A 15,162-nucleotide genomic window follows, 5' to 3' on the forward strand; every position below is an offset into this window, starting at 1 on the left:
TCTTTTTTCGGATGGATGCTATGAATTACTGATATAAGAGTGAAGCTCAAAAAGGACGCAAGCGAATTCACGTCCCTTATAGCAAAACGTCATAAGAGTGAGAAGGCCGCTCAAAGTGCTTTTCACTCTAATTTTCTGGTATTCACTTTCCTCATACGCTTGATTTCTTTACTTCGTCATTCTAAATTCTCTAAAGAACGCCCGAATATCCTCAACAAAAAGCTCCGGCTCCTCCATAGCGGCAAAATGTCCGCCGCGGGGCAGCGAAGTCCAGCGGCTTATATTCAAGTTGCGCGAAGCCCATTCTTTGGGCGGCAGTAAGACATCTGCAGCGAATAAGGCAAGGCCTGTCGGGACTTCTATGTAGCCCAGGGGCGGCAAAGTATGGGCATTTTCATAATACACATGTGCTGCCGATCCTGCTGTGTTTGTCACCCAATAAATCATGATATGCGTGATGAGTTCGTCCTCGCTGAATTTTTGACGGAGATCCCCGTTGCAATCGCTCCATGCCCGGAATTTCTCAATCAACCAACCCGCCAAACCGACCGGCGAGTCGGAAAGTCCATAAGCTATCGTTTGGGGGCGTGTCGATTGAATGGACATATAGCCGCCCTCTTGAGCGATCCATGCCGCAGCGCTTTTCTTGTATTGCCGTTCTTCTTCCGAAAGTTTGGCCTGATCGGATGAATTCATGAGATCTCTGATGATCCCGATGTCGGTCAGATGGATTCCGAATAACAGTTCGGGATGATTGGCAGCCAGGTATCTTGTCACGCCGGACCCCATATCCCCGCCTGCGGCGGCAAACTTGCTGTAGCCCAATTCTTGGGTCATGAGCTTGGCCCACATTTCGGAGACCTGAGAATTGTTGACGCCGGGATGTGCAGGGCGGCTGGAGAATCCGAATCCGGGTATGGAAGGGACAATCACGTCAAAAGAGTCCTCCGGGTTGCCGCCGTGGCTGGCCGGATCCGTGAGAAGAGGGATGATTTTTTGGTAGCGAAGGTAACTGTCTGGCCATCCGTGGGTAAGAATAAGGGGCACAGGGTTAGGTCCTTTCCCGCGCTCATGGACGAAGTGCACGTCGATCCCGTCTAAATGGCACCGAAACTGGGAAAAGCGGTTCAGCTCGGCTTCTTGCGCGCGCCAATCATAAGTGTCTCTCCAATACGAGACGAGCGATTGTAAATAGCTTATGTCCGTGCCGCGTTCCCAACCCGAGTTCTCCAGTTGGTCCGGCCAACGGATGTGATGCAGTTTGTATTTTAAATCGTCAAGAATCTCCTCGGAGACGTGAATATGAAAACGTTCCATAGTCATCATGATTTCCTCCTTTTGTTGCCGCAACGTTATTATAACCTTGGCGCAGGCGCGGCACACTGGCATAAATGAAGCATCTGACTATACTATTTGATAGGATTGGCGTGTTACTTACTTTCCCGATATGCAGGTTGACCCACCAGGATCGGCCTTTTAGGTTTTCTCTAAAAAGAAACTACCCCGTTTAAATTCAGTTTATAAACCCCGGTTACTATCCATACATAGCAAGCTTAAGACATGAGCTCAGCCTTGGGACGGAGGTTCATTTACATCCGCAGCAGCTGTTGGGCTGGGTGGGGAAGAGGTAAACTTGCCATATCATTGGTTTAGGAGGAGTTAGAGATGGTAGAGAGAAACTTGACGGGGAGAAAACAGGGTGACTGGGCCATTGAAGCGCATGAACTCGTCAAAACGTATGGAACGAACCGTGCCGTGGACGGTGTCAATTTGCAGGTCGGGACGGGATCGATTTACGGCGTGCTGGGGCCAAACGGAGCGGGGAAGACGACAACGATTCGCATGCTGGCAACGCTGATTCGGCCGGACGGCGGTTCGGCGAAGGTTTTTGGGCATGACGTGATGAAGGAGCCGCAAATCGTACGGCAGTTGATCGGTGTGACCGGCCAGTACGCGTCGGTTGATGAATCGCTCAGCGCAACGGAAAATTTGGTCATTTTCTCCCGGCTGCTCGGACTTGGGCGTGCCGAAGCGAAACGCAAAGCGGCGGACCTGCTGGAGGAATTCGGTTTGTCGGAAGCCGCGAAACGTCCGTTGAAAAATTTCTCCGGCGGGATGCGCCGGCGCCTGGATTTGGCCGCCAGCCTGATCGCGCAGCCGCCGCTGATTTTCCTGGACGAACCTACGACAGGCCTTGACCCGCGCACGCGGACGCAAATGTGGGAGACGATCCGGCGGCTCGTCAAAACGGGCTCGACCGTGCTGCTAACCACGCAGTATCTGGATGAAGCCGACCAACTGGCGGACCGGGTCGCCGTTATCGACCGCGGCCATGTCGTCGCCGAAGGAACCGTCGATGAACTGAAAGCTTCCGTCGGTACCTCATCTTTGCAATTGAGAGTGCTGAATCCGCTGGATACCGAAGCGGCGCGTCAAACCATTGAACGGGTGCTTCAGGTACGCTCGACTGTCTCGGCAGAAGCCGGCAAAATCACCGCTCCGATGGGAGACGCCGACCGGGTTACCGACCTGCTGATTGCGCTCCGCGAGGCGGGGATTCCGCTCACCGAAATGAGCGTGCAGAAGCCGACGCTGGATGAAGTGTTCTTAACGATTACGGGTCATGGCGTAAAAGAGGATGAAGAATCAGAATCAGAACAAGTGAAAAACGCGCAGGGGGTAATCGCATGAGCAACGCAGCCGTAAAACAGGTCGCCGAACGTCCGTTAAAAAACCGCAGCAGCTTTGGCCAGTCCGTCCGCAATTCGCTGACGATGGCTTACCGGGGTTTGCTGAAAATCCGGCGTACCCCCGAGCAATTGTTTGACGTTACGCTTCAGCCGATTATTTTCACCTTGATGTTTACTTATATTTTCGGCGGCGCCATTTCCGGAGACGTGCAGAGCTATTTGCCGGTGATTATCCCCGGGATTCTCGTGCAGACCGTCATTTCGACCTCCATCGTCACCGGCGTGCAGCTGCGCGAGGACATGGAAAAGGGCGTTTTCGACCGCTTCAAGTCGCTGCCGATTTCACGGATTGCGCCGCTTGCGGGAGCTCTGCTGGCCGATACCATCCGGTACGCGATCGCTACGGTGCTCACCTTTGTGATGGGCTACATCATGGGTCTTCGTCCTGAGGGCGGTCTCGGATTTGTAGCCATCGCCGGGGTCCTGGTTATTGTGTGCTCCTGGGCGATCAGCTGGATTTTCGCTTTCTTCGGCGTCATTGCTCGTACGGCTTCCAGCGTACAAGGGATATCGATGCTGGTGCTGTTCCCGCTGACCTTTCTGTCGAACGCTTTCGTTCCGGTGGATACGATGCCGAACTGGCTCCAATGGTTCGTGAAAATCAACCCAGTTTCCCACTTGGTCACCGCCGTTCGTGATCTGGTCAACACCGGTACCTTTGGCCAAGATATGGTCATTTCGCTGATTGGAGCGGCGGTCATCGTGGCGGTCTTCGCACCGATCACGGTGCGCGCTTACATGCGCCGGACGTAAAAGTTCCAAGTGTTTCCGGGCTGAAGTAACCGGAGTCAGGGAGTGATGGAGCGGGATAACGGCAGATCCGGGAGGTGGCTGCTATCCTCTCCGAGAGAACTTGGATATAACTGGAATACCTCCCGTTAATATAGAAGTTTCTGAACCAGAGCAAGATTTAGCTGGAAAACCTCCAACTAATTCTTGCTTTTTTCCCGCTCAGAGCCTAAAAGTGTGAAATTAACGGGAGCTTTTCCCGATAAACCTCGCAAAACTGGAAATCACCCCAAATTAACGGGAGTATTTCCAGCTAGTTAGAGTCGGCGGACCGATGGCAGACCTAAAGTGTACCTAATACGGATATAAAGCGACGGATCTAAAGCGGACCTATTTTCCAGCTTGTTGTATGTATGGCGGGCGGTGACGGTGAATCAAGGTTCACAGCAGAGATTTTCTCTGGCAATGGACAGCACAAGAAAGCACATAGGCTTTAATGCAAAACTCGCCCCAACGTCAAATGAAACCCGAAAGGCGGATTCCCGGCCAGCCCCAATTCGGTTCGCATCCGTTCCAAAAAGCTGGAATAAACCGGGAGCCAATAGTATTCGCCGTTGCTTTCGACCTCGGGAGAGTACGAAAACGTAATCGTTTGTTCGCTGTGCCGGTTCCATAGTTTCTTTTTGCATTCGGCGTCCATCTCTTCACCGCGAATGATGGAGATGTGGCTGCCGAATTTAGGTTTATTTAGTTTGATGTGGTGGGCGATGAGAACCCAATGCCAGTAATAGTCCAGAATATCCTGGGGACATTCGAGAATCGCCCAGGTCTCAAAGTAGATGACTTGTCCTTTGACATGAAACAGAGTACCGCAGTTTTCTTCATTAACATCGCCGCCTGATAAACCTTCGACTTCCGTGGAGTTAAGCCGTTCATTCCCAAAGGATTGTCCGATATTTTGCAAGTCCATGATCCGGTTTGGAAGCTCCTTTCTAGGGGCCAAGGTAAGATTTAGCATGTGCCTACCTCCCGGAAAATATAATGATTGCATGAGGCCTAAGAGCAGGAAGGAGGAGGCGGATGAAAATCGCTTTGCCGCCCTTTACCTTGGAAACGGCGACCGCTAAAGTTCGCAAAGCGGAAGATGACTGGAACACCCGGAATCCGCATCTGGTTGCGATGGATTATACCGAGGACAGCTACTGGCGAAATCGGGCCGAATTTCCGATCGGCAGGGTGGAGATCATCGAGTTTTTGACGCGAAAATGGAACAAGGAGCTTGATTACCGGCTGATCAAGGAACTGTGGACTTATAACGGCAACCGGATCGCCGTGCGTTTTGCTTACGAGTGGCATGACGATAGCGGTCAGTGGTTTCGGTCGTACGGGAACGAAAATTGGGAGTTTAGCCCGGAAGGTCTGAACAGGCGTCGTTACGCATCGATCAACGACATGCCCATCAAGGAATCCGAGCGAAAATACCGCTGGCCGCTTGGGCGACGTCCGGACAATTACCCCGGACTTTCCGAGCTGGGCCTTTAGCTGCCGATTCCCGGAGCCGCGAGCCGGGACGCGAAACGCCAAAAGCCAAAGAAGCGGAACTTTCCCCGCGCCTTTGGCTTTTTGCGTATTTTCGCATGTTTTCGCATGTTTTCGCATGTTACAAAATCAAGGAGCCGGGATTATCCTATCCAGCTCTTCCGAGCTCTCTTCGTGCACCGGACAGAAACCGGGATTCGCCGCGCACATGGTTTGGGCAAAATCCGGCTTCAGCAAGCAAAGCTCGTCGAAATAGCTGCTGATCACGTGATTGGAACTGAGGCCTCCGTTTTGAAAAAGGAGCGTAGAACAGGTCTTTACATGGCTGTAGTAGTACTTTTTGTCCCGCTTAGGAAGCTTGTAAATGGAAGGCGGGGCATGCGTGACGATATCAAAGGGATTGGCAATCCGATGGCTGTTCGGCACGAATTTGGCAAAGACCTTGGAGAAATCAGGATCGCCGACGCGAGGAGATCCGTAAGTGAACAGGGTGGGCGAGCCAAAGGTCGTATTGGCGGACACGTCCAGCGCACAAAGCGTGGCCAGCGCGGCCCCAAGGCTGTGCCCGGTAATATATAACGCTTTGTCGGAAGACAGTCCGGCGAGTGTGGACACGATTCCTCCGCGAGCCGATTCGTAAATGTTCGTGAAGCCGCGATGCGTCATGACATTAGGTTTGATATATTTAAACCGCTTTTGCGAGGCGATGACGTCGGAAACCCAATTGGGCGCGGACATGGTACCCCGGAAGGCAATAATGATCTCCTCGGGAGACTCCCAAATAAACCCGAAGGGTTCCCAAATACCGCCGAAAGATTTCCCGCGGATCGTATAAATATCCGTAAACGGTTGCGGGATGACGAAAGAACCGTCCTCATTTATATACTGGGCATAGCTCTGTCCGCACACGGCCGCCAGAAAAATGGCCCATTCCTCAAAATCCATACTGCTGCGCATCCGCATCCCGCCTTTCTTCCTAATTATTTATGATGAAAGGGCGGAATGGGTGCTTGTGTATTTTAACGGTGCAAAATAAAGTTCATCCGGTTCTTCGTAACTCCAGGTTGATAACGATATATCACTTCCACCTTGTCGCCGCATTGAACAACCATCGGTGCAGGCGCTTCGGCCTCGACGCCGAGGGTCAACCCGGGCAGCATCCACAAATCGGTTGCGATGCCTTCCGCACTCACCGGATGACTGCCGCTGATTTCAAAATAGACGTCAATCTCTAAATCCGTATCAAGCTGGATATCCACAGTGAGCCGGTCTTTATCCGCCTTCGCGTCAAATGTAATTCCTCTCAAATGAGTGTTCCAGCTCTCGCCGGTTTCACGTCTTATCAATCGCAAGTAATATTTATTCCCATCCTCGTCCTGCCAATGGACGGTGGCCGGATGCATTTGACCATTCGTGTTTTTGCTCCCCGACATGGCTCCGATCATGAGATGGCTCTCGATCCACGCCACCGCCGTGCATAGGTTGGAGTTGGCTCCGGGCTTATCCCGCTCGCACAGCTCACGAAACTTTTTCACCGCCAGACGGTCGCTTTGATGGGAGATCAACGAAGGCAGCAGGTGCTGCGGCACGTCAACCCCGACGAGCGCGATCATCGGATCATGACCGGATTCGCAGTTAATTGCGGCCAAATGCTCGTAGTCCTTGCCCAGCGCGAGAAACAGAAAAACGCCGATCGAACTGTGGTCCAGCATTTCCATTTCGTAAGCGCGCGAAAAGGGACCTGAAAGATTTTCAAGATTGGGATTATAGAACAGCGCAATGTTCTCCCAAAGTCCATGCTCTAGTTCCTGTCCGATTTGCTTAAACGTATCCGATTTGCCGTATATTCTCCACATCCCCAGCGTAGTGAGATCAACGCCGTAATAGGTGGTCGTATTGAACTCCGCAAGCGATCCGAATTCCAGATAGGCGGCATGTAAGCTTCGGGCCAGGTTGTCGGCATGCGCCGTCCAGTCTTTGTTTCCGTAACGGTGTCCGAAATAATGGGCGATGAAAATATGCATGAGTTCGATATTCGAATTCATTGGAATTGCATCCGACAAGCGGCGGTCGATGGATGCCTGGGCGGCCTTTCGGATAGACTCGTCCATGCGGGCCACAAGCGAAGCAGGCAGCTTCATTTCAAAATGATCCAAAATTACGGCTAATGTGCATGCGATAAATTCACGCCAGTTCGGGTCATAGCTCCTCCAAACGGGCGGAAGCACCTGATCTACGGCTGTGCGAAATTCACGCTTGATTGCCTTCTTGTCCGGGTCTGCAAGAAGCTGCTGCGAGTGAGCTTCCGCCGTCCGAAGCTCCGCGAGCTTTGCGGCGATTTTCTCGAAGGTGCTGTCCAAGAAGAAGGCGAATCCCGGCGCAAACGCCTTCCAGGCATAATTCCCTGCAGGAGGCAGCGCGGCTTGCGGGGAAGTACGGTACGTCCCGTGATAGATTTCATCGGGAGCGTCAAACTGCATGTCGATGACTTTATGAATGATCTGGCAGGCTCTTTCCCAATCCTCCGGCTCGTTCCTAACCAGGAGACCCAAGGCATAATGGGCGCTCCCGCGGGTGCTGTGCTGATCGGGACTGCTGCGTACCATTTTGGCCTCGTCGTCATACTTGAGATCCATATCGGCCATGGAATGGCTGACTAAATAGCGTTTTTCGTACGGTAATTGTTCCATTAGGCTTTGCTTCACTTGTGTCCACTTTCCTTTCGGCGGCTGTGTTTAGCTTATATACGACTATCCAATCCAGCCAATTCAAATGGTTCTTCCTCGTTCAGGTTTCATTATAGGCCAGTATTGTTAAGTAGATTTATAACGGCAGTCCATAAAAAAGCCTAAACGGTTGCTTTAGGGGGGAGAAGTGTAAATTAGCTTAAAAAATGGAATGCTACATGCGATATGTGTGATATTTATCATATCGACCAAGCCGTGAATTTTGCTAATTCTACCTTAGGAGGTGGATTGCGAATGAAAGTCAATTATCCATTCAAGGGAACTGCCGACATCAAGGACATCAAGGAGTCCCTTAAGCCGTTCGGCGGACGCTGCGCCAAAATCGTAGACGGTACGCTGGAGTATCAAGTTAAAGACGAAAACGAGAAGGCCGCTTACGAGGCCATGAAGGAAAAAGGCTACATCGGATAAAGCGGCAAGAAAACCCGTCAAGCTCCCCGAATCATCGAGGGGATTGACGGGTTTTTACTTTTTGCTATAGAAAAACCATCCCCGCAATCAAGCCCACGGACACGGCCAATCGAATCGAAAGATGAAGCAAATGCACGCGCCCGTGCAGGGCGAAGCCATTCCTTACGGCGCATACGAGCAGTCCCAAAAGCCCGATGCCCGCAAACGCGATATGAACCGGACTGAAGAGCAACAGCACGGAAAATAAGAGATTCGCCGCCATGAGCGGAATTCCCAGCTTGGCGCGCTGCATGACGGCTGCGGCCCCCATCAGAACGGCGTAGCAAACGGTTAACAAATAGATCAAGATCAATACATAGAACATTTTGAACCCCCTTGTAATGAGATATAATAAGTACAACACATGGGGTTAACCCCATGACAAGGGGGGACGGCCGGTGCAGATCGGAGAGTTTGTCCGGGAAGTAGGCAGCACGATGGATACGGTAAGGTATTATATGGATCAGTCGCTGCTTTGTCCAGAGCTGAGGAGCAACCGTTATATTTTCTCGGAGCGGGAAATCCGGGATTTCGAAGTGATCATGCAATTGAAGCAGTGGGGCTTTTCGGTGAAAGAAATCCAGGGACTTTTCGAGTACAAAAAACAAACGGGCTGCGGCGCGGAGCAATTGCTGCTTTACGTGCGCGAACTGTTGTCGAACCGTTGTCAGTCGATTGAGGAAAACCTGGAGGCACTACGCAAACAGAAAGAGGCGGTGCTTGAGAATTTGAAGGAAGTCGAAGCTTTGCTCCCCAATGGAACAAACCTGCGCAATACATAAACAGCACGGCACTTCTATACGATTTACTGAAAAGTCAAAACCGCTCAGGGCAGGCTCATTCATCATGAATGGGTCTTTTAGGGCTTGCGCGCCAGATACAAATCCATCGTGTCATTAACTTTAATGGTTCCCCCAAAATGCCGGATCGCTGCCGCTATTTCATTTTCCAGTCCTGTTCTGGCTTCTGCGGACATGGCTCTGTGGTCGGAGTAGGTATTCAATAGCGAGATATAATCTTCGGCTGTAAAACTTCGAGTTTGGAAGAACAACTTAGAGCGGCAATCGGTAAATCCATATTGCCGGATCGTTTGCATCATTGTCTCGCATTGGCTTGCTTCAAATTCATCCGGCGGCCGATAGGAAGAGAGACGATACTTTTTGTAGGCCTCCTGAATTTCCGAATGGAGCGGATCATGGGGACGGGAAGCATGGTTCCAAAACAAGGCCAAAACTCCGTCGTCTTTTAGAAGATCAAAGACTTTCGTAAATCCAACCTCCTCGGGAATCCAGTGAAAGGCGGTTGCGGAATAAATGAGGTCATATGCCGCATGCTCGGCTTCGAACATCTCAAAATCCCCATGAATAACCTCAAAATTGCCGAAAGACGCGAATTTTCGTTTTGAATATTCAGCTAATCTGTCCCCCAGCTCAACGGCCGTAACCCGGCAGTTCGTCTGCAGAAACGGCAGTGTCGCTTGTCCCGTTCCGACCCCAATTTCGAGGGCGCGTTTGTGCTCGTTCAAGGACGAATATTGAATAATCTCTTTGAACAGCTCGGGAACATAGGTTGGGCGCCACTTATCATAATTGGCTTCATCTTCGTTAAATGTCAGCCGCAAATCCACCTGCAAAACCTCCTATCGAGGAATAAAAGCCAGACACAGCCACTATACCATTCTTGAAAATTCAAATCTATACAAAACTCAAATCGAATGATACAAGATTCGGCGGATAGAGGCGGGCCCTTATTGCGAGTAAAAAAATTTTAAATTTATCCGAATTAATCCTATAAAATTAATGGTATTTATGATAATATTACGCCATGAGTCATATATTTTAATGCGGTGATGATTCATCCGTCAAAAGATTAGGGAGGGACTTATCATTTTATGGAGACTTTATGGGTTATTGTCAACGTGGTAGTCATGCTGCTGCTGATCGGTTTGCTTATCTGGATGCAGCACAAGCATGTTTCCTTCACCAAGCGGGTATTTACCGGTTTGGGATTAGGGCTTGTATTCGGGGTTATTCTGCAGTGGGCGGGAACAAGCAAGGACGTGATTTCCAAATCAAGCGACTGGTTTAACCTCGTTGGGCACGGCTATGTCGGCCTGCTTCAGATGATCGTGATTCCTCTCATTATGGTGTCGATCATCTCGGCGATTATGAACCTGAAAGGCAAACAAAACTTGGGGAAAATGAGCGGCCTCATTATCGCCGTTCTGCTTATTACGACGGCGATCGCCGCTACGGTCAGTATCGCGACAAGCTTGAGCTTCGATTTGAAAGCGATTGAAATTGAAGCCGGCGACCGGGAACAGGCGAGAGGGACCGCGTTGGAGGATCGTCTGACCGATGTGGAAGGCAAAACGATTCCGCAGCAGGTTTTGGACTTCATTCCAACCAATCCGTTTGCGGATATGACGGGCGCGCGCAGCACCTCGACGCTTGCTGTCGTGATTTTCTCCGCATTTATCGGAGTTGCCGTGCTTGGACTGGATAAGAAAAAGCCGGAACAGGCGGATACGTTCCGCAAAATCGTGGATTCCGTATATGCGGTCGTTATGCGCATCGTTACGCTGGTATTGCGATTAACGCCGTACGGTATCCTCGCTTTAATTACGAACGTAGCCGCGACCACCAGCGCCGAGGAAATCCTGAAACTGATCCGTTTTGTAGGAGCCTCTTATGTGGCCCTTTTGGTCATGTTTATTATCCACCTGATTCTGCTCGCCATCTTCGGATATAATCCGGTGCAGTATGTGAGAAAAGTGCTGCCGACGCTCGCGTTTGCCTTCACTTCACGCTCCAGCGCGGCAACGATTCCGCTGAACGTGGAAACGCAAACGAGGAAGCTTGGCGTTCCCGAAGGCATCGCCAACTTGTCGGCGTCCTTCGGAGCGACGATCGGACAAAACGGCTGCGCGGGCATCTATCCGGCCATGCTGGCCGTGATGATTGCTCCGACGGTGGGCATCGATCCCCTCAGCTGGAGCTTTATTCTGACGCTGATTCTTGTCGTGACGATCAGCTCGTTTGGCGTCGCCGGGGTTGGCGGCGGGGCGACCTTCGCTTCGTTGATCGTGCTATCCACGATGAACCTGCCGGTTGCGCTTGCCGGGCTGTTGATTTCCGTCGAACCGCTGATCGATATGGGACGAACCGCACTCAACGTCAACGATTCGATCACGGCCGGGGTCATTACCGGCAAAGTGCTGGGCGAGAACAACAAGGAAACTTTCAATAACAACGTGGATCTGGACATTGCCGTACAGGCTTAAATTGAGCTGAAATAATTGAGCGCCATAACCTTCTTTCCCCCTAACGGCGGTATTGGAGGTTATGGCGCTTTTATGCGGGAAATCGGTTTACAGGTTATTTTCAACCGCGTCCGCCAGAGAAGGACCCGCTGGCTTCCAATTTAATGTTCTGCGCGCATTGACGGCGGAAACGCGGCTGTTGGAAGCTATACCATACAAGGCCTCATCGCCGAACTGCCGGATAACATCATCCGCATTCAGACTTTGCGTACGTCCTTCAAATCCCAATGAACGGCTGATAGATACGGCGATATCTTTGAAAGACGCTTCTCCGTTTTCGGCAAAGAAGAAGGAAGCCGCAGGGGCGCTTTTCAAAGCTAACGCATAAAGCTCAACGAGGTCTTTGATGTAAACATTCGAATATCGGTTTATCCCTTGACCGACATGAAGTCCGGCACCCGCCTGGCGAGACAGATTCGTGAGCTTCGGGATCTGATCGCTGTAAGGCTGCATCCCCAGACCATTTCCATAGATCATGCCCGGACAAATAACGATGCTGCGGATTCCTTTGGATATGCCGGCTTCCCTTACATAGCGGTTCATCTCAACCCGTCCGACCCGATAAGGCTGCGGCTCAAAGTAAGTATCATCCGTATAAACAACGGGGTTCAGCAGGTTGCCGCGGGCGTCGTCGACGACAATGCTTGAGCCGCTGGTATGAATAAAGGGCTTGCCGCTTCTTTCCAGGGCGGAGACAAAAACGTCTACAATTTCCCGGTTATCGGCGCTTGCGGCATGAATGACGCCGTCCGCTTTCGCAACGTTTTCTTTGATGAGTCCGGTATCTTCGAAAGAACCGATAACAGGTTCCATTCCCTGTTTCTTGGCCAGCTTCGCTTGTTCTTCGTCACGGACGAGTCCGGTGACCCGATAGCCCTCTTCCAGCAACTTTGTGGCTACCGAACCGCCGATATAACCGGATGCGCCTGTTACAAAAATGTTCATTTACTTTTCTCTCCTTTTAGATACATAGATTCTTTTTGGAAACGTTGTTTCCGATTAAAATGAAGAACTCCGTCTTTTGGAAAGACGGGCTTCAAAAAATCCGTTAGTTGCGCGTAATCAAAAGAATGAGCTGATCCAACGTAAATTCATAGAGATCTTTAATTTCACGATCTTCCTTGAAATGTCCGGAGGAGGCGAGCTGGATCACGCCATGAAGCGAAGACCAGAACATCCGGGTGGTCATCACCGGATCCGCAAGGTTCAGCTTGCCATCGGAATGATAAGCTTGAAGCGCTTTTGTAATTCGCGATAACGCCGAGGCCGTTTCTTGAATCGAATGCTCGTCGGGTTTGAAATCTTTAAGCTCCCCGTTAAACATAAAATTATAGTAAGGGGAGTATTGATGCGCAAAGCTCCAGTAAGCTTCGCCGATAGCTTTCAGATATTCGTAAGGATCATCGGCGAGCGGAACGGCGGAAATAGCTTTCTCCAATATAGAACAACCTTCGACGAACACTTCATTAACCAGCTTTTCTTTGCTGCCGAAAAGGTTGTAAACAATTTTCGTAGAGCATTCGAGTTTGGCGGCCACATTGCGAATCGTGATCGCATCGGTGCCTTTCTCGGACAGCAGCAGGCAAGTGGCGTTGACGATATTTCTGCGGAGCTGCTCTTGTTCAAGCTGACGGGCCTGTCGATGGGTCTTAAACGAGGACGAAGCTTCTGTCATGGGTAAGCCTCCTTTCTTGAATCTATGATTCTAATTGGAAACGTTGTTTCCGAAATCATTTTATGACTTCCGCACCGGATTGTCAAGCAGGATATGTATCGCCTCGCGATGCTGAAAGATGGAGACCGGACCCTGTGTATCGGCACATGCGCTCAGACCCGCCATACATATCTGAATCTCCTTGATGATAGACTTTAGTCCTGCATTTTACATAATTCATACGGACTTGGAAACTAGCATTAACCATGAAGAGCCGGATTAAGTTTACAATAAAGGTGACACCGCTATATTTATTTTTGAAAGTAAATAGTTTCCAGTTAAATCAATTGCAGAAGGAGAAGCGCAGGGAAGCGCTTTTCGAAGGGAGTCATAATGGAGATTTACCGGAACGAATATTTCAAGCTTTATTCCAGCGGGACGCAAGTGTTTATTCAGACATTCGCAAGCGGTTTTCCCATTAAGGATTTTCAAAGCATCTTGAATGAATGCCCCAGGGTCGGCCTCAAAAACTTTGCCGCTTTGAGACAATCCCTGGAATCGCCCCATTCCGAGGCAAGAGAATTCGGTTATTTAAGACCCCGCATCGAAATCCTCCTCTCCAAAGACGAAATGAGTGCCGAAGCCAGGCTTTACCTGACGCCGATAGAGCTTGAAGAAAGCGGCGGCGCGCTTCATTCCGAATTGATTGAAGCCATGCGGCGCCAAGGAGTGAAGGAAGGGTACTTGGAAGAGGCGCTGCAGGAGCCCTGGGAATTGAACCAGCCTTTTACGGTTGCCAGAGGCCGAAATCCGGAACAGGGAGCGGATGCGGAAGTCCGTTATTATGATATGGCGGCCGTTCGCCCTCACCTAAATGAGGACGATAGCGTGGATTTTTTTGATATGAATTATATCGATGAGATCAAGCAAGGAGATTGGCTGGGCGAGTATACTCCGCCTACGGAAGGTGCTCCGGGCTTCAATGTGCGGGGAACGCGCTTGCCGGGTCAAAGGGGCAGGGACAAGCTGCCCCAATATGATCCTTTGACCGTCGCCGCTGTAGAAGAAAACGGACACACCGTGCTGCGGGCGTTGATCCAAGGCATGGTGGATTGGAAGAACGACCGGATTGGAGTCCTTAACTGCTTGAGCATTACGGGCGATGTCGGACCCGAGACCGGGAATATAAAATACACGGGCAGTGTCAAAATTTCCGGCACGGTTCATGACCGCTATTCCGTAACCGCTACCGAGGATATTTCCATTTGGGGGGCTACGGGCATTGGAGCCGTAGAGAAAATTATCTCGGAGCAAGGAAATATCTACATCAAGGGCGGGATATTCGGCAATGGACGGACGGAGATTAAAGCGGGCAAGGATGTATATGCCAAAAGCGCGAATGACTGCATCGTTGAAGCGGGCGAAAATATATACATACAGCAATATTCGATCGGAAGCGACTTGACCGCGCGCAAGGTTTTGCTCGATAAAAGGGACGGCAGAATTATCGGCGGAACGATCAAAGCGGAACTGAAAGTGGCCTCCTCAACGACCGGCAATGAAATGGAGCGGCCGACCCATATTCAAGTCTGGGGGTTCAACCGCAATCAGGTCAAACGGGATTTGGAGGAGCTGCTGGTAAGGTATAAGGCGGCAACCGACGCAATCAGCAAAGTCGACAACGAACTGGATTTGTATTCTACCTATCTGGACAGCTTGAATGAAGATGAGATGTTAAATTATACGCTTCAGTTTGAGAAACGCCATGAGCTGGAAGCTCGTCTGCGCGAACTGGAGCAGGAGCGCCGCATGTTGATGAGTATTCTGAAAATTCGCGGCGAAGGCGAAGTTGGCATACTCAGCAAAGCCTTTCCCAAAACATTCCTGCAGCTTAAGGAAGTTGAGAAATGGATTGAGCATTCGACAGCCGGGTACTTCTATGTGAACAATCATGAACTACATATTGAGTAG

15 protein-coding genes are annotated in these 15,162 nt (G+C 50.7%); 7 read left to right on the forward strand and 8 right to left on the reverse strand.

Features of this window, described 5'->3' with window-relative positions; all coding sequences use genetic code 11:
• Window positions 1–168: 168 nt before the first annotated feature.
• Window positions 169–1,323, reverse strand: coding sequence for an epoxide hydrolase family protein (locus tag ACI48K_RS13235; protein ID WP_475028112.1), 1,155 nt, complete (start codon window positions 1,321–1,323; stop codon window positions 169–171).
• Between the two features lie 342 nt (window positions 1,324–1,665).
• Here ACI48K_RS13235 and ACI48K_RS13240 point away from each other — a divergent pair, with 342 nt between their 5' ends.
• The gene (locus ACI48K_RS13240) at window positions 1,666–2,691 is read left to right on the forward strand and encodes an ATP-binding cassette domain-containing protein (RefSeq protein ID WP_475028058.1); all 1,026 of its coding nucleotides are present in this window, start codon (window positions 1,666–1,668) and stop codon (window positions 2,689–2,691) included.
• Window positions 2,688–3,503 (forward strand): ABC transporter permease, encoded by an 816-nt coding sequence (locus ACI48K_RS13245; RefSeq protein WP_475028059.1) that lies wholly within the window; start codon window positions 2,688–2,690, stop codon window positions 3,501–3,503. The genes ACI48K_RS13240 and ACI48K_RS13245 overlap by 4 nt, the downstream gene beginning before the upstream one ends.
• Before the next feature lie 469 nt (window positions 3,504–3,972).
• Here ACI48K_RS13245 and ACI48K_RS13250 read toward each other — a convergent pair whose 3' ends face one another.
• Window positions 3,973–4,497 (reverse strand): hypothetical protein, encoded by a 525-nt coding sequence (locus ACI48K_RS13250; protein WP_475028060.1) that lies wholly within the window; start codon window positions 4,495–4,497, stop codon window positions 3,973–3,975.
• A gap of 62 nt (window positions 4,498–4,559) precedes the next feature.
• Between ACI48K_RS13250 and ACI48K_RS13255 the strand changes: the two genes are divergently transcribed.
• Window positions 4,560–5,021, forward strand: coding sequence for a nuclear transport factor 2 family protein (locus tag ACI48K_RS13255; protein WP_475028061.1), 462 nt, complete (start codon window positions 4,560–4,562; stop codon window positions 5,019–5,021).
• Window positions 5,022–5,147: 126 nt separating this feature from the next.
• Here the strand turns inward: ACI48K_RS13255 and ACI48K_RS13260 are convergent, their stop codons facing one another.
• Window positions 5,148–5,975 carry a lipase family protein gene (locus ACI48K_RS13260; RefSeq protein WP_475028062.1) on the reverse strand — a complete coding sequence of 276 codons (828 nt, stop codon included), beginning with the start codon at window positions 5,973–5,975 and terminating at the stop codon, window positions 5,148–5,150.
• A gap of 62 nt (window positions 5,976–6,037) precedes the next feature.
• Window positions 6,038–7,708, reverse strand: a complete 1,671-nt coding sequence (locus ACI48K_RS13265) for a hypothetical protein (protein WP_475028063.1) — start codon at window positions 7,706–7,708, stop codon at window positions 6,038–6,040.
• 291 nt (window positions 7,709–7,999) lie between these two features.
• Here ACI48K_RS13265 and ACI48K_RS13270 point away from each other — a divergent pair, with 291 nt between their 5' ends.
• The gene (locus tag ACI48K_RS13270; RefSeq protein ID WP_475028064.1) at window positions 8,000–8,176 is read left to right on the forward strand and encodes a hypothetical protein; all 177 of its coding nucleotides are present in this window, start codon (window positions 8,000–8,002) and stop codon (window positions 8,174–8,176) included.
• Between the two features lie 64 nt (window positions 8,177–8,240).
• Here ACI48K_RS13270 and ACI48K_RS13275 read toward each other — a convergent pair whose 3' ends face one another.
• Window positions 8,241–8,540: a hypothetical protein gene (locus ACI48K_RS13275; RefSeq protein ID WP_475028065.1), complete on the reverse strand. Its 300-nt coding sequence runs from the start codon at window positions 8,538–8,540 to the stop codon at window positions 8,241–8,243.
• 73 nt (window positions 8,541–8,613) lie between these two features.
• On the opposite strand from ACI48K_RS13275, the gene ACI48K_RS13280 reads away from it, so the two are divergent.
• Window positions 8,614–8,997 carry a MerR family transcriptional regulator gene (locus ACI48K_RS13280; RefSeq protein WP_475028066.1) on the forward strand — a complete coding sequence of 128 codons (384 nt, stop codon included), beginning with the start codon at window positions 8,614–8,616 and terminating at the stop codon, window positions 8,995–8,997.
• A gap of 77 nt (window positions 8,998–9,074) precedes the next feature.
• Here ACI48K_RS13280 and ACI48K_RS13285 read toward each other — a convergent pair whose 3' ends face one another.
• A complete protein-coding gene (locus tag ACI48K_RS13285; RefSeq protein WP_475028067.1) occupies window positions 9,075–9,842 on the reverse strand; it encodes a class I SAM-dependent methyltransferase in 768 nt (255 codons plus the stop codon).
• A 264-nt stretch (window positions 9,843–10,106) separates the two neighbouring features.
• Between ACI48K_RS13285 and ACI48K_RS13290 the strand changes: the two genes are divergently transcribed.
• Complete coding sequence (locus ACI48K_RS13290) at window positions 10,107–11,498, forward strand: L-cystine transporter (protein WP_475028068.1); 1,392 nt, start codon at window positions 10,107–10,109, stop codon at window positions 11,496–11,498.
• A gap of 87 nt (window positions 11,499–11,585) precedes the next feature.
• On the opposite strand, the gene ACI48K_RS13295 is transcribed toward ACI48K_RS13290, so the two are convergent.
• Window positions 11,586–12,482, reverse strand: coding sequence for an NAD-dependent epimerase/dehydratase family protein (locus tag ACI48K_RS13295; protein ID WP_475028069.1), 897 nt, complete (start codon window positions 12,480–12,482; stop codon window positions 11,586–11,588).
• 103 nt (window positions 12,483–12,585) lie between these two features.
• Window positions 12,586–13,212: a TetR/AcrR family transcriptional regulator gene (locus tag ACI48K_RS13300; protein WP_475028070.1), complete on the reverse strand. Its 627-nt coding sequence runs from the start codon at window positions 13,210–13,212 to the stop codon at window positions 12,586–12,588.
• Window positions 13,213–13,584: 372 nt separating this feature from the next.
• Between ACI48K_RS13300 and ACI48K_RS13305 the strand changes: the two genes are divergently transcribed.
• Window positions 13,585–15,162 (forward strand): DUF342 domain-containing protein, encoded by a 1,578-nt coding sequence (locus ACI48K_RS13305; protein ID WP_475028071.1) that lies wholly within the window; start codon window positions 13,585–13,587, stop codon window positions 15,160–15,162.

The sequence above is a fragment of the Paenibacillus terrisolis genome (assembly GCF_056171975.1).

What these genes read in the sequence shown, in the direction of transcription:
- ACI48K_RS13295 (WP_475028069.1), bottom strand. Translation starts at nt 12,482, where the DNA reads ATGAACATTTTTGTAACAGGCGCATCCGGTTATATCGGCGGTTCGGTA.
- ACI48K_RS13260 (WP_475028062.1), bottom strand. Translation starts at nt 5,975, where the DNA reads ATGCGCAGCAGTATGGATTTTGAGGAATGGGCCATTTTTCTGGCGGCC.
- ACI48K_RS13300 (WP_475028070.1), bottom strand. Translation starts at nt 13,212, where the DNA reads ATGACAGAAGCTTCGTCCTCGTTTAAGACCCATCGACAGGCCCGTCAG.
- ACI48K_RS13265 (WP_475028063.1), bottom strand. Translation starts at nt 7,708, where the DNA reads ATGGAACAATTACCGTACGAAAAACGCTATTTAGTCAGCCATTCCATG.
- ACI48K_RS13235 (WP_475028112.1), bottom strand. Translation starts at nt 1,323, where the DNA reads ATGACTATGGAACGTTTTCATATTCACGTCTCCGAGGAGATTCTTGAC.
- ACI48K_RS13270 (WP_475028064.1), top strand. Translation starts at nt 8,000, where the DNA reads ATGAAAGTCAATTATCCATTCAAGGGAACTGCCGACATCAAGGACATC.
- ACI48K_RS13250 (WP_475028060.1), bottom strand. Translation starts at nt 4,497, where the DNA reads ATGCTAAATCTTACCTTGGCCCCTAGAAAGGAGCTTCCAAACCGGATC.
- ACI48K_RS13255 (WP_475028061.1), top strand. Translation starts at nt 4,560, where the DNA reads ATGAAAATCGCTTTGCCGCCCTTTACCTTGGAAACGGCGACCGCTAAA.
- ACI48K_RS13290 (WP_475028068.1), top strand. Translation starts at nt 10,107, where the DNA reads ATGGAGACTTTATGGGTTATTGTCAACGTGGTAGTCATGCTGCTGCTG.
- ACI48K_RS13240 (WP_475028058.1), top strand. Translation starts at nt 1,666, where the DNA reads ATGGTAGAGAGAAACTTGACGGGGAGAAAACAGGGTGACTGGGCCATT.
- ACI48K_RS13275 (WP_475028065.1), bottom strand. Translation starts at nt 8,540, where the DNA reads ATGTTCTATGTATTGATCTTGATCTATTTGTTAACCGTTTGCTACGCC.
- ACI48K_RS13245 (WP_475028059.1), top strand. Translation starts at nt 2,688, where the DNA reads ATGAGCAACGCAGCCGTAAAACAGGTCGCCGAACGTCCGTTAAAAAAC.
- ACI48K_RS13305 (WP_475028071.1), top strand. Translation starts at nt 13,585, where the DNA reads ATGGAGATTTACCGGAACGAATATTTCAAGCTTTATTCCAGCGGGACG.